This window comes from Cobetia sp. 4B (assembly GCF_018831605.1).
GTDB lineage: Bacteria > Pseudomonadota > Gammaproteobacteria > Pseudomonadales > Halomonadaceae > Cobetia > Cobetia amphilecti.
In genome coordinates, this window is sequence record NZ_CP059843.1 from 608,598 (window position 1) to 621,982 (window position 13,385).

Genomic DNA, 13,385 nt, shown 5'->3' on the forward strand with positions numbered 1-13,385 from the left:
GGCTCAGGCGCGCACTCAGTCGGCGGTCGTCGTGGCGTTCAGCAGACCCGAAACCGGCGTATCACCGTCGAACAGGGTGAAGATGGGCGCCTTGCGATGACGGCCACCGATCTCGCGGGCCTTGATCAAGCCAAGCAGGAACTCGGCGACATTGGCGCGCGAGACCTGCATCTCGTCGGAGTCATCGGCGTTCTGGGTCAGCTTGCCGCTGCCGCTCTCGTTGGTGAGACGGCCGGGCTTGACGATGACGTGACGCAGGCCACTCTCGGCGAGGCACAGATCGGCCGCCTTCTTGGCCGCGAAGTAGGGGCGCATCGCCACCGGGCCGGCCAGCGGTGTCTCGGAGCGGATCGAGCTGACCTGGATCACGCGCGACAGCCCGAATTCGGCGGCCAGCTCCGCGGTGCGCATCGCACCGTGCAGGTCGATGGTCAGTGTCTTGTCCGGGCCGGTATTCGGGCCGGAGCCCGCGACGAACACCGCCTGATCGCAGCCATAGAAGGCCTGGCGCATCTCGCCTTCCAGATCGCCCAGTACCGTCGGGATGCTGCGTTCATGGAACCAGCTCTGCTGCTCGGTCGAGCGGATCATCGCGACGACGGGCTCGCCGGCGGCCTGAGCCTTCTCGCAGAGTTGACGACCGATCTTGCCGTTGGCACCGATGATGAGCGTCTTGCGCATGCTGTCTGCTCCTTCGCGAATCAAATGGCGAGGCGGCTGGCGAGTGACCTTCCCACTCACTGCCGCGCCCCTCCTGGTACAGCAAGGTCTGCGGGCTGAGCCACGTGACTTCAAGGGGACTGCTGTTCGATGGCGGGCATTACGCGGCGACTCGCTCGCGGGATGAAGTCTGCGATGGACAAGCATCAAAGGCGGCTGTCATCTCTGTCTGTGGCACGGGAGCCTTGCTAGGATGGCGCTGCCAGGCACGACTCCCTCAAGATTGCGTCAACGACAAGGATGCCCGATGAGCCGCATAGCCCACCCCGCCACTGATGATCATAGCGACACCGCCGCATGGCACGGCGCCGCCTTCCCCTCTGAGAGCGCGATCCGGGTCGGGCTGATCGGTTATGGCATGGCGGTGCGCACCTTCCACGCACCCTTGATCGAGGCCACGGACGGGCTGGCGCTGGTGGCGCTGTCCACCTCGCGGCCCGAGGTCGTCAGGGCCGAGCGCCCGCAGCTGGAGGTGGAGGCCGCCCCGGAGGCCTTGCTTGCGCGTGACGACATCGATCTGATCATCATCGCGACGCCCAACGAGACCCACGCCCCGCTGGCCTCTGCGGCGCTGGCGGCAGGCAAGCATGTGGTCGTCGACAAGCCCTTCACGGTGACGCTTGAAGAAGGCGAGGCCCTGACCCGCCAGGCCGAGCAGGCCGGCCGGGTGCTGGCGGTATTTCACAATCGGCGCTTCGATGCCGACTTCCTGACGCTGGCGGAATTGATCAACGACGGCACGCTGGGGCGCATCGCGCATCTGGAATCCCACTTCGACCGCTTCCGCCCGACGGTGCCGAACCGCTGGCGTGAGCAGGCACTGCCCGGCAGCGGCCTGTGGTATGACCTCGGTCCGCACCTGCTGGATCAGGCGCTGTGCCTGTTCGGCGAACCAGGCGCCATCCAGCTCACGCGTCGCGCCCAGCGCGAAGGCGCGGTGACCGATGATTTCTTCCATGCCGTGCTCGATTACGCCCACCATCCAGGGCACCCCGGTCTGGTGGTGGAGCTGCACGCCAGTGCACTGACGGCGGCGCCGACGGCACGCTTCGCCGCGCACGGCACCCGTGGCAGCTATGTGGTGTTCGGGCTCGACCCTCAGGAGGATTGCCTCAAGGCCGGTGACTGGCCCTCGCGTGACCCGCAGGAGCGCCAGGCGCGCCAGTGGGGGCGGGATGCGCGTCCCGGAATGTTGACCGTGCTGGAGGCCGACCCGGACGGCGCCGAAGGCGAGCAGGTGCTGGTAGGCGGCACCCATCAGGGCCGCGATGGCGACTATCCGGCCTGGTATGCGGGGCTGCGCGACTGCATTCGCGGCCAGGGCGGCAATCCGACCTCACCCCATGAGGCGCTGCGCGTGATGAAGTGGCTGGAGGCCGGCATCGCCAGCGAAGGTTGAAATCCTCGAAGGCTGAAACCATCGAAGGTGAGATGACTCACGAAAGACGCGCGCCCTGAAGGCCCGAATGGCCAGCTATCAGAGGCGCGCGTCTTGTTTTCAAGGTAGTGGCAGGGGAGGTCGCGGCCTGCTCAGCTCGCGTCGTCCTCGCCCTTGTCGGCCTTGCGCATGCGCGAGAACAGCTCCGCGCGCAGCTCACCGATGCGCGGCACCTCCTCGGCATGGAAGGGGATGGGGCGCAGCAGGCGCATGGCTCGCAGGCCGAGACGTGCGTTCATCAGGCCACTGCCCAGCCCCTGACCGGCCTTGGTGGAGAGGCGGCCGGCCAGATTCATCGACAGCAGGTCCATGCTGGCCTCGGCGGCCAGTTCGCTGGCACCGGCGAAGGCCATCGAGGCCAGTACCTCCTTGAACAGCCGCAGGCGGCTGGCATAGCCCAGCTCCAGCCCGTAGAGGCGCGACAGGCGCTCCATCATGCGCAGCCCGCGCCAGGCCACCAGACTCATGTCGACCCAGGTCAGCGGCGAGACCGCCACCATCACCGCCGTCTCGCCGCTCATGCGCGAGATCAGACGCCGCGCCTCACGATCCCGCGGCCCCAGCACGTGGAAGGCGAACAGCTCGCGGCGCTCCGACGGCGAGTGATGCGCTTCACAGGCGGCGCGCCAGGCGCGCACGCCGGCATCATCATCGCCGAGCTTCATCTGGCGACGCAGCTGTTCGAGCAGGTCTTCCTGCGGGCTGTCGGCTTTGCCGCCTGCCTTGCCCGAGTCCTCGTCAGGCGTGGACGGCGCATCACCGCGCTGGCCAAAGCCTCCTTGACCAAAGTTCTCCTGGCCAAAGTCATCCTGCTGATGTTCTTCCAGCTCGGCGCGCAGCGCGACGTGCTTGCGCAGGTGACGCAGCCTGAAGAGCTCCTTGCCCAGCGCGCGGGCGCCAAGCCCGATGGCGCCAAGGCCCAGCAGGCCCCAGGCACCGGCGATCAGATCACCGCCCATGGCCGCCTGATAGAGCGCATGACCGGCCTCGACACCCCCGAGTGTCAGGGTGCCGAGCAGCAGCCATTTGAGGCCGCGATGACGTGGCCGGGCGCTCAGCGTCGCATCCAGTCCCGGCGTGGCGGGTTCCGGCTCGGCCGCCGCCAGGGGCTGGCTTTCCATCTCTGGCGAGAAGTGACGCGCGCCGCGCAGGGCCTCTGCCGCGCTCTCTGATGCGCTCTCGGTGGGGCGCTCGGCATAGGTGGTCGAGGCGGCATCGGCCTGCGCCGAATCGGGGCTCGTGAAGCGTTTGCCCGGGCGCGGATGGCGGGATTCGGTGGTCATTTCAGGTGGTCTCCCAGCAGCCAGTCGAGCACGGCGTCCATGCGAATGTGAGGTGGCGCATTGCCATCGATCTTCGGCGGCGCGAAGTGGGGGAAGTCGAAGCGACTTTTGGCCCAGAAATTCGGGTCGGGCAGCCGTGAGGGCACCTCGCCCGGGAACAGCAGCACGGACTCGCGGCCGGCGCCTTGCGTGTCCGAGTCGCTCGTTCCCTCGTGCTCGCCGAGCAGTTGTCCCGCCAGCGCCGGATGACGCTGACCATTCTCGACCACCTCGCGCGCCTCGCTGGCGCGGATGGCGGCGATGGTGAAGGCCTTGAGCGGTACATCGCGATAGCGCAGGCGCTTGAGCGGGTCCGCCAGCAGCTGCTCGAGCAGGTCGCGCATCGCGCCATGCTGCTCTGGCGTGACGTGGTCGGCCTTGGTGGCGGCGATGGCCAGGCGGTCGATGCGGCGGTCCATCAGGCGCGCCAGCAGATGACGACGGCCATAGGCGAAGCTGTCGAACAGCTTGTCCAGCGCACGGCTCAGGTCGCGGAAGGGCGCCGGGCCGGCATTCAGCGCGCCCAGCACGTCGATCAGCACGATCTGGCGGTCAAAGCGCCGGAAGTGGTCATGATAGAAGGGGCGCACCACGCGGCGGCGATAGTGATCGAAGCGGCGTGCGAGGGTGCGATACAGGCTGGCTTCCGGCAGGGCGGCCAGCGCGTCGGGTGTCCAGTCACCAAGCCCCGGCAGCGGGAAGAACTGCAGCACTGGCGCTTCGTCCAGCTCGCCGGGCAGCAGGAAACGGCCTGGTGTCAGGTCGACGAAGCCACCCTTGCGACGTGCGGCGTGCAGATAGTCGGTATAGAGGCTCGCGATCTCGGCGAGGCGGTCTTCATCCACCTCACTGTCCGGTGTCAGGCCCTCGATGGCTGCCATCCAGTCATGCGCCCAGTCGCCACGCCCGTCGGCCAGCTGGGTCTCGCACTCGCTGCTCCAGCCACTGAAGTCCTGCTCCAGCATCGGCAGGTCCAGCAGCCATTCGCCGGGATAGTCGATCAGGTCCAGCGTCAGGGTGGCGCGTTGGCTGTCGAGCATGCGCGCGGCACGCGAGGTGGGGCGAAAGCCGATCTTGAGGCGCAGCTCGCTGATGCTGCGGGTCGGTGTCGGCCATTCGGGCCCATGCGGCGAATGCTGGCCGGACAGCGAGCGCAAGCCGGCTTCCAGCGGGAAGCGCGGGATGGAGAGGTCCGGCTGGCTGACGCGTTCCGCGCCGAGCAGGCGGCCGTCGCGTGCGGCGGGCAGCAGCTCCAGGCGCGCGCCGAGTCCGGCATGGCGCAGCTGCTCGATCAGCGAGACGAGAAAGGCGGTCTTGCCGGCACCGGACAGGCCCGTGACGGCGAGCCGCAGCTGGCGGTCGAGACCGCGCTCCAGCAGGTCATGTGCTTCGCGGCCCACATCGCGGGCAAGCTGGCGGGCGTTGCGGGTCATGGTGTTGAACATCAGGCATTCCCTGTCAGTGGGGGCGAGGCGGCGGCGCGACGCGATGGCGTCCTGGCAGCTGATGATGAGCCGGGTGATGGCCGGGACTTGTCAGCGTGCGCCGCACGGCTCGCCATCATCCCTCTATCTGCGGGCGATCGGCGCGCAAGGCAAGCTGACGCCACGCCAGCAGGGCGATGGGTAGCAGGCAGGCGGGGATCAGCAGCAGGTTGAGCAGCGCCCAGCCCAGCGTACTGACCAGGGGGCCGGCCAGCAGCGCCGTCACTGCTCCGGTGGTGAAGACGAGGAACTCGTTGGCGGCCTGGGTGCGGGCCTTCTCGTTGGGGCGATGGCAGCGGGTCAGCAGCGTGGTGGCGGGCAGGAAGGTGAAGTTCCAACCGATGCCGAGCAGGATCAGACCGAGGAAGAACCCCTGGGCTCCCGTCAGGTAGTCGGCGGCCAGCAGCTGTGCGGTGGCAAGACTTGCCAGCAGAAAGCCACAGCCGGTCACGATCATGGTGCCCGCCCCGAAGCGGGTGACCAGCCGCCCGGTGAAGAAGGACGGCAGGAACATGGCGACCACGTGCCATTGAATGGTGGTGGCGACATGATCGAAGCCGTGTCCGGCATGGGCCATGGCCAGCGGTGTGGCCGTCATCGCCAGATTCATCACCCCATAGCCGACCATCGCGCTGAGCACGGCCAGCAGGAAGGTCGGTTGACGCAGGATCACGCCCAATGGGCGTGCAGGCGCCACTGCATCATCGTCGGCTGACTGGGCGTTGCCGTCACGGGGCAGGCGGATGAAGGCCAGCAGCAACAGCGCGACCAGATAGAGTGCCCCCAGCCCGATGAAGCTGCCCAGGAAGGGCGTGTCGGCCAATGCATGACTGGTGCGTGCAAGCCAGGGCCCGAAGAAGGCCGCCAGCACGCCACCGCCCATCACCAGCCCGATGGCGCGTTCACGTTGCTCCTCCGGGGCGGCTTCCATCGCGGCGAAGCGATACAGCTGGCCGAAGCCGATGCCGATGCCCACCAGCCAGGTGGCAAGCAGGAACAGTCCGAAATGCTGCAGATGCAGCGCCAGCACGGCCAGCCCCGCGCCAGCCAGCCCGCACAGATTGCCGAGCACGAAGCCGCGCCGCCGCCCGAGACGAGCGGTGATCAACGAGGCAGGAATGGTGGCGCACATCAGGCCCAGCCACTGGGTGGCGACCGGCGCGGTCGACCAGCTGCTCGAGGCCAGCTGGGCACCGATCAGCGGCGAGACCGCGATCAGCAGGATGTTGCCGCTGACCAGCAAGGCCTGACACAGCGACAGCAGCGTGACGGCCAAGGGCAGGCGTGCCCGGCCGGCAGCGGGAGAAGATAGTGGCATGAAGGCGCAGCTCCGTCGGATGTCGGCGCCCGGCGCGCCTGACCTGATTATGCCTGTGCTCCGCTCAGGCGTTCCAACTCCGTGTTCAGGATTGCGCTCTCGGCGAGCCTAGTCTCCCGCCCATTCCCGCAGGCTGCCCTGGCGCACGCGACGGATGGCGTGTGACAGCTCGCCCTGCTCGGCAAGACGCTGGATGACCGCGGGCAGCGCAGCGCGGACTTGCGCGGCTGACATGCCGGGGGAAAGTTCCGGGGCATACAGCATCTTGAGCAGCACATAATCCAGCGGGCTCAGCCAGGTATCCACCGTGACGTCACTGAAGACGGAGGGGGAGACCCTGTCTGAATCATTGGGCAGCCCCATCAGCTGGGCGCTCTCCTCGACGACGCAGTCCACCAGACGCGCCTTCTGGCGGGCATAGCCCGCGGGAATCAGGATCAGGCCGCTGGTGATGGCGTGATCCGGCCCGGTCTTGAACAGCGTCAGGCACACGCCTTCACGCAATGCCTTGCGCATGCCCGGGGTGGCGGCCTGCTGCTTGCCGACGTAGGCGGTGGCCTCGCGCGTCATGTGGTCCCGGGCGATGAAGGCGATGCGCAGGTTGGCCTTTCCGGCGGAGGACACGAAACTCAACGGCTGGCCGGTGATGGCGGCCAGATGACGAAACTGGACCTCGCTCATCTGGCGCTGCATGCGTGAATTGCCCAGCTGCGAATCGACCCGCACCTTGATGGGCGCCTGCCAGCGCACCAGCGAGGCGCTGTTGCCGGGTTGGTATTCACGCTTGAGCGCCACTTCCATGAAGCTGTCCGTCAACACAGCGGCCCGCTGCCAGCGCTCGGCGGCCTGGCTCGGGCTGGCGGTGGCCAGACTGGACAGCAGCAGGGCGACGCCCAGCGCCTTGAGCGCCCTGAGCGAGGAAAAGAAAGGAGCCCTCAGCGAAGAGGAGAAAGGCGCCCTCAGCGAGGAAAAGAACAGTCCCTTTAACTGGCGATGGGGTAAGCAGGACATGGGCGACCTCTTCAGGGAACATGCAGTCCAGCATGCCTGAAATGCACACGCCCCGCGTGTCCGAGGGGGCAACGCGGGGCGTGATACTCATTTGATGACGATTCGTCGTTTTGAAGCGGCGACTTGCAGGCGTCAGATGAAGGCCAGATAGATGGCGATCACCAGTACGACCAGCAGCAGCGCGCAGACCTTGGCGCCTTTCCAGGGCGTCATGTCGATGGCGCCGACATCCTGCTGGATCCACGGCTCGTCACGCGGTGCCAGCTTGCCGATGATCAGCATCATCGCGATCAGCAGCACGAACACCAGGCCGACGAAGTGGAACTCGTGGATCACGTCGAGCACGCCGGAGAAGGCTGGCACGAAGTAGACCACCCCGATCACGCTGCAACCGATCAGCAGCGCCAGGTTGGCGGCGATGGTCGGCACGCGACGCGTCAGCAGCCCCATCAGCACCACGGCGAAGATCGGGATGAAGTAGATGGCATTCATCTTCTGCAGGTAACCGAACAGGCTTTCCTGACCGGCCAGCAGCGGCGCGAGGGTCATGGAGGCGATCGCCAGCACCCAGCCGAAGCCCTTGGAGACCTTGACCACTTCCTCGTCGCTGGCATCACGACGCAGATGCGCCTTGTAGATACCGGTGGAGAACAGCGTGGTGGTGGCGTTCAGCGCCGAGTTGAAGGACGACAGGATCGCGCCGACCATCGCCGCGGCGAAGAAGCCGGTCAGCGGCGCGGGCAGCACATCGAAGACCAGCTGGCCGTAGGCGCTGTCGGCCTTGACGCCGGAAGAGGCGTAGAGGTGATAGGCGATGATGCCGGGAATCACCAGATACAGCGGGCCCAGCAGCTTGAGGGCACCGGTCAGCAGGACGCCTTTCTGGCCCTCGGCGAGGGTCTTGGCGGCGAAGGTGCGCTGGATGATCTGCTGGTTGGTACACCAGTAGAAGAAGTTGATGATCATCACGCCGGTGAACAGGGTCGAGAAGGGCACCGACTGGTCTTCGCCGCCCATGGAGTTGAATTTCTCCGGATTGGCGGCGGTCAGCGTGTCCCAGCCGGCCATCACGCCCTGGCCATCACTGACGGCGTCGAGGCCGAAATAGACGATCAGCATGCCGCCGATCAACAGGCCCACGCCGTTCAAGGTGTCGGAGATGGCGATGGAGCGCATGCCGCCGAACAGGGCATAGATGGCGCCGATGATGCCGACCACCCAGATGGTCATCCACAGCAGCGCATTGGGCGAGCTGATGCCGGTCAGCGACGGCAGATCCAGCATGCCCTGCAGGCCGATGGCACCGGAGTAGAGGATGATCGGCAGCAGGATCACCGCATAGGCGAACAGGAAGATCAGGTTGGTGATCAGCTCGGTGCTGCGGCCATAGCGCAGGGCCAGCAGCTCGGGCAGGGTGGTGATGCCACTCTTGAGGAAGCGTGGCAGGAAGAACATCGCCATCACCACCATGGCCAGTACCGCCATGACTTCCCAGGCCATCACCGACAGGCCATCGGTGAAGGCGGCGCCATTCAGGCCGACCATCTGTTCGGTGGACAGGTTGGTCATCAACAGGGAGCCCGCGATCAGCGGGAAGGTCAGGCTGCGTCCGGCGAGGAAATAACCGGTGGAATGCGAGGTGTCATCGCGGTGTGTCCACCACCAGGTCAAGGCGGCGACCAGGCCGGTAAAGAACACGAAAGAAACAAGTGTCAAGGCATGCATGGGGGAGGATTCCTTTAGGCGTGCGGCGGCGAATCATGAGGCGGTGGGCAGGTGACCCGGGTAGCGATTCGACGCCGATCCAGCCGTGGCGATGCAATGCACACAGCAAGCTGTGTCATCGTCCGTGAAGAGACTCACCGGTAACATTCACGGCAAGACTGGCGCTAGTGTAGGTATCTCCCGATTTCTCGCTATCCGCCATTTGTAGAACATACGTAGGTTTCGGGGTGTGGTTGGCGTCGATTGAGCGTTGAGAATGAACAGGCGGTCATTGCTTCTCAGTCTCTGGTATCAGGCATTGATCGCAGTGTCGTAAAAAGACGCATGTCGCGGCTTTCGCTGCGCATTGCGGGGCATCTTTGATGCTCAATCAGAGACGCCAGCGCCCCGCCATCGGTGAAGATGACGGGGCGCTGGCGTGCTCATGTCTTGCACTCATGTCGTGCGCTCATGTCGTGAGGTCATGGCGATGACGATGACATGTGGCGATGACGATGACATGTGGCGTGCGAACGCGCTGGGCGAATGGGGCGATCAGCCGGCGAAGGCCAGATAGATCGCCATCACCAGTACCAGCAGAATGATGCTGGCGATACGCGTGCCGGCCCAGGGGGTCATGTCGATGGCACCGACGTCCTGCTGGATCCAGGGTTCGGCGCGCGGTGACAGCTTGCCGATCACCAGCATCATGGCGATCAACAGCACCAGCACGATGGCGATGAAGTGGAAGTTGTGCACCCGATCGACCAGCTCGGAAAGCGTCGGCACGAAGTAGAACAGGCCGATGACCGCGCAACCGAGCACCAGCGCCAGGTTGGCGGCGATGGCCGGCACGCGCTTGGACATCAGTCCCACCACGATCACCGCCAGCAGCGGGATGTAGTAGATGGAGTTCACCTTCTGCACGTAGACGAACAGGCTTTCCTGGGTCGCCAGCAGCGGCGCGATGGCCATCGCGGCGGCGGCCATGATCCAGCCGGCCCACTTGGAGGCCTTGACCACCTCTTCATCGCTGGCCTGCGGCTTGAGGCGTGCCTTGTAGACATCGAGGCTGAACAGGGTGGCGGTGGAGTTGAGCGCCGAGTTGAAGGACGACAGGATCGCGCCGACCATCGCCGCGGCGAAGAAGCCGGTCAGCGGCGCGGGCAGCACATCGAAGACCAGCCGGCCATAGGCGGCGTCGGCCTTGATGCCGTCACCGGCGTAGAGCTGGAAGGCGATGATGCCCGGCAGCACCAGATACAGCGGGCCCAGCAGCTTGAGGGCGCCAGTCAGCAGCACGCCCTTCTGGCCCTCGGCGAGGGTCTTGGCGGCGAAGGTGCGCTGGATGATCTGCTGGTTGGTGCACCAGTAGAACATGTTGAGCAGCAGCACCCCGGTGAACAGGGTCGAGACCGGCACTGACTGGTCATCCCCGCCCAGCGAATTGAGCTTCTCCGGGTGGGTCTCCTTGAGCGTCTCCCAGCCGGCGAGAATGCCATTGCCGTCACCGACACGGTCCAGCCCGTAGTAGACGATGATCATGCCGCCGATCAGCAGGCCGATGCCGTTCAGGGTGTCGGAGATGGCGATGGAGCGCAGGCCACCGAAGAGGGCATAGATGGCACCGGCGATGCCGACGGCGATCACGGTGCCGGTCAGCAGTACCATCTGCGAGTCGATGCCGGTCAGGGCGCGCAGGTCGAGCACACCCATCAGGCCGAGGGCGCCGGAGTAGAGAATGCTGGGCAGTAGAATGATGGCGTAGGCCAGCATGAAGATCAGGTTGGCCAGTAGCTGGGTGGTGCGATCGAAGCGCAGTGCCAGCAGTTCCGGCAGGGTGGTGATACCGCTCTTGAGGAAGCGTGGCAGGAAGAACATGGCCATCGCGACCAGCGAGACCACGGCCACCACTTCCCAAGCCATCACGGAAAGGCCGTCGGTGAAGGCGGCGCCGTTGAGGCCCACCATCTGCTCGGTGGAGAGATTGGTCATCAGCAGGGAGCCTGCGATGATCGGGAAGGTCAGACTGCGTCCGGCGAGGAAATAGCCGGTGGAATGTTGATGGTCGTCACGACGGGTCAGCCACCAGGTGATCACGGCGACCAGCCCCGTGAAGAACACGAAGGAGCTCAGGGTGAGGGCGTTCATGGCATTATCCTTGTTGAACAACAGGGCTCGGAGGCCTGCTTGCTCAGCTGCCCATCGTCTGCAGAACATGCCTCACCGTTGGCGCGCGGTACCACGAGACATGCTGTCAGCGACCGACATCTAGCGTGCCGATCAGTGTCAAAGAAATGCCTGACCCTCACCATTGACAATTTGTCTGACATTTTTCTGCAATTGTCTGATTCGTGCAGACATAGCCCGCCAGCGGCTGTCGACCTGCCGCCATGACCAGAACGCCCCGCCTCTTGCGTGTCGATCGACAGCAGGAGGCGGGGCGTTGTCGTTGTCAGAAGCTGGTATCGGAAGCCGATAGTCAGCAGCGAGTGCCGCATGCCGACATCAGAAGCGAGTGCCAGAAACAGACACCGCTGTCAGGCGCTGGCGGCGGCGGGGGTCAGCACCTGCTGGTAGAGCGAGGCACCGTGAATGTCCTTCAGCGTCACGGTCAGCGCTTCGCTCTCGGGATCGAGATCCACCTGACCGAAGAACTGGAAGCCCTCGCTGGGCGACATGTTGGCCCGCCCCTCAGGCGGTGCCTTCACGAATTCGAGTCTCGGCCCGAAGGTGTTGTCCAGCTCACCGGGACCGAAGGTGCCGGCGTGGATCGGGCCGCTGACGAATTCCCAGAACGGCGTGAAGTCCTTGAAGACGGCGCGCTCGGGCGAGTAGTGATGTGCGGCGGTGTAATGCACATCGGCGGTCAGCCAGACCAGATTCTGGATGTCGTGATCGCGCACGAACTTGAGCAGTTCGGCAATCTCCTGCTCGCGTCCCAGCGCCTCGCCATCGCCATTGGCGCCATTCTCGAAGTTGTCGCCGTCACGCACCAGAAGCCCGATCGGCATGTCGGAGGCGATGACCTTCCAGGTGGCCGTGCTGGCCTTGAGCGACTGCTTGAGCCATGCCAGCTGATCGCGACCCAGGAAGTCGGTCTGTGGCCCACGTCCCGTCTGGCGGTTGGCGGAATTGGCACCGCGGAAGCTGCGCATGTCGAGCATGAACATCTCGAGCCCCGGCCCGAAGCTGAAGTTGCGGTGGATGCGCTCCGGCGCGGCTGGGCCGGTGCGCAGCGGCATGTTCTCGAGGAAGGCGCGACGCGCATTGGCGGACAGCACGTCGAGATTCTTCTCGGTGTAGCGATCATCCTCGAGAATCTCGCCCGGGTACCAGTTGTTGGTGGTCTCGTGGTCGTCCCACTGGGCGAACATCGGCACTTCGGCATTGAAGCGGCGCAGGTTCTCGTCCATCAGGTTGTAGGCGTACTGGCCACGATACTCGTCCAGCGTTTCTGCCACCTTGGACTTGGCGGGCGTGACGATGTTGCGCCACAGGCTGCCGTCGTGCTGGGTGACGCTCTCCTCGAGCGGGCCATCGGCATAGATGGTATCGCCGGAGTGCAGGAAGAAGTCCGGCTTGACCTGACGCATGGTCTCGTAGAGGCGCAGGCCACCGAAGTCCGGGTTGATGCCCCAACCCTGACCGACGGTGTCACCCGACCACACGAAACGCAGCGCACGCGGTGTCTGGGCGCTCGGCGGCAATACCAGGCGACCGGCAGTGGCCTCGCTGATGGCGCGGTGGTCATCCAGCGCCGCGTAGCGCACCCGGTAGAAGACCTCGCCGCTGGCGTTGGCGCGAGTGCCGACGCGGGTCAGGTCGAGCTTGCTGGTCAGGCCGTCCGCCGGCAGGGCCACCGGGCCACGCATCTGGAAGGCGCCGCGCATCTCGGGATTGTCGGCCAGTTCTATCAGCATGCGTGCCGGCTTGTCGCTCTGGCTCCACAGCATGGCGCGGCTGGCGGTCACGTCGCCGCTCATCACGCCGGAGGGCATGCGTGGTCGCCGTCCTTCGGCCATCACGATGGCGGGAGCGCCGAGCAGGCCCGTGGTCGCCAGCAGCCCGACCCCGGCACCCTGCAGGCCGCGCCCCAGCAGCTGGCGGCGGTCCATCCGTGACGGGGCGCCGGCGGGGGTGACTGTCGCAGCACCATTGCCGGCTGGCGCAGCGCTTGGCGAAGCGGGGGATGTGGGGGTGGTTTGAGCGGCGTGGGACTTGCGAGAGGAACGCAAAGGCAGCAGATCAGACAGACGGCGGGACATGACGGGCTTCCTTGTAACGGTCTGGCGTCAGGTTGAGATAGAGAGTGGCAACATAAGTGGCAACACAAGTGACATCAGTGCACCAGCCAGCGCGGGACATGCCGCAAAGGCTGACAGCGC

9 protein-coding genes are annotated in these 13,385 nt (G+C 65.6%); 1 reads left to right on the plus strand and 8 read right to left on the minus strand.

What is annotated here, in order from left to right; translation table 11 throughout:
- Positions 1-15 precede the first annotated feature (15 nt).
- Complete coding sequence (locus tag H2O77_RS02605; protein ID WP_215823845.1) at positions 16-681, minus strand: NAD(P)-binding oxidoreductase; 666 nt, start codon at positions 679-681, stop codon at positions 16-18.
- A 286-nt stretch (positions 682-967) separates the two neighbouring features.
- Here H2O77_RS02605 and H2O77_RS02610 point away from each other — a divergent pair, with 286 nt between their 5' ends.
- Entirely contained in the window at positions 968-2,119 is a 1,152-nt protein-coding gene (locus tag H2O77_RS02610; RefSeq protein WP_215823846.1) for an oxidoreductase, read from the plus strand.
- Between the two features lie 131 nt (positions 2,120-2,250).
- On the opposite strand, the gene H2O77_RS02615 is transcribed toward H2O77_RS02610, so the two are convergent.
- The 7 genes from H2O77_RS02615 to H2O77_RS02645 form a co-directional block, all read right to left on the minus strand.
- Positions 2,251-3,441 carry a TIGR01620 family protein gene (locus H2O77_RS02615; RefSeq protein ID WP_215823847.1) on the minus strand — a complete coding sequence of 397 codons (1,191 nt, stop codon included), beginning with the start codon at positions 3,439-3,441 and terminating at the stop codon, positions 2,251-2,253.
- Complete coding sequence (locus H2O77_RS02620; protein ID WP_240548687.1) at positions 3,438-4,925, minus strand: YcjX family protein; 1,488 nt, start codon at positions 4,923-4,925, stop codon at positions 3,438-3,440. The genes H2O77_RS02615 and H2O77_RS02620 overlap by 4 nt, the downstream gene beginning before the upstream one ends.
- 115 nt (positions 4,926-5,040) lie before the next feature.
- Positions 5,041-6,246, minus strand: a complete 1,206-nt coding sequence (locus H2O77_RS02625) for an MFS transporter (RefSeq protein ID WP_215824463.1) — start codon at positions 6,244-6,246, stop codon at positions 5,041-5,043.
- A gap of 144 nt (positions 6,247-6,390) precedes the next feature.
- On the minus strand, positions 6,391-7,293 hold the full coding sequence (locus H2O77_RS02630) for a DUF2927 domain-containing protein (protein WP_215823848.1): 903 nt from the start codon (positions 7,291-7,293) through the stop codon (positions 6,391-6,393).
- A 132-nt stretch (positions 7,294-7,425) separates the two neighbouring features.
- Positions 7,426-9,018 (minus strand): solute:sodium symporter family transporter, encoded by a 1,593-nt coding sequence (locus H2O77_RS02635; RefSeq protein WP_054555381.1) that lies wholly within the window; start codon positions 9,016-9,018, stop codon positions 7,426-7,428.
- 534 nt (positions 9,019-9,552) lie between these two features.
- The gene (locus H2O77_RS02640) at positions 9,553-11,148 is read right to left on the minus strand and encodes a solute:sodium symporter family transporter (RefSeq protein ID WP_054555382.1); all 1,596 of its coding nucleotides are present in this window, start codon (positions 11,146-11,148) and stop codon (positions 9,553-9,555) included.
- 389 nt (positions 11,149-11,537) lie between these two features.
- Positions 11,538-13,265: an alkaline phosphatase D family protein gene (locus H2O77_RS02645; RefSeq protein ID WP_240548688.1), complete on the minus strand. Its 1,728-nt coding sequence runs from the start codon at positions 13,263-13,265 to the stop codon at positions 11,538-11,540.
- Positions 13,266-13,385: the final 120 nt, after the last annotated feature.

Coding starts and splice junctions, on each gene's coding strand:
- H2O77_RS02615 (WP_215823847.1), bottom strand. CDS start 3,441: ATGACCACCGAATCCCGCCATCCGCGCCCGGGCAAACGCTTCACGAGC.
- H2O77_RS02620 (WP_240548687.1), bottom strand. CDS start 4,925: ATGTTCAACACCATGACCCGCAACGCCCGCCAGCTTGCCCGCGATGTG.
- H2O77_RS02610 (WP_215823846.1), top strand. CDS start 968: ATGAGCCGCATAGCCCACCCCGCCACTGATGATCATAGCGACACCGCC.
- H2O77_RS02640 (WP_054555382.1), bottom strand. CDS start 11,148: ATGAACGCCCTCACCCTGAGCTCCTTCGTGTTCTTCACGGGGCTGGTC.
- H2O77_RS02645 (WP_240548688.1), bottom strand. CDS start 13,265: ATGTCCCGCCGTCTGTCTGATCTGCTGCCTTTGCGTTCCTCTCGCAAG.
- H2O77_RS02605 (WP_215823845.1), bottom strand. CDS start 681: ATGCGCAAGACGCTCATCATCGGTGCCAACGGCAAGATCGGTCGTCAA.
- H2O77_RS02635 (WP_054555381.1), bottom strand. CDS start 9,018: ATGCATGCCTTGACACTTGTTTCTTTCGTGTTCTTTACCGGCCTGGTC.
- H2O77_RS02630 (WP_215823848.1), bottom strand. CDS start 7,293: ATGTCCTGCTTACCCCATCGCCAGTTAAAGGGACTGTTCTTTTCCTCG.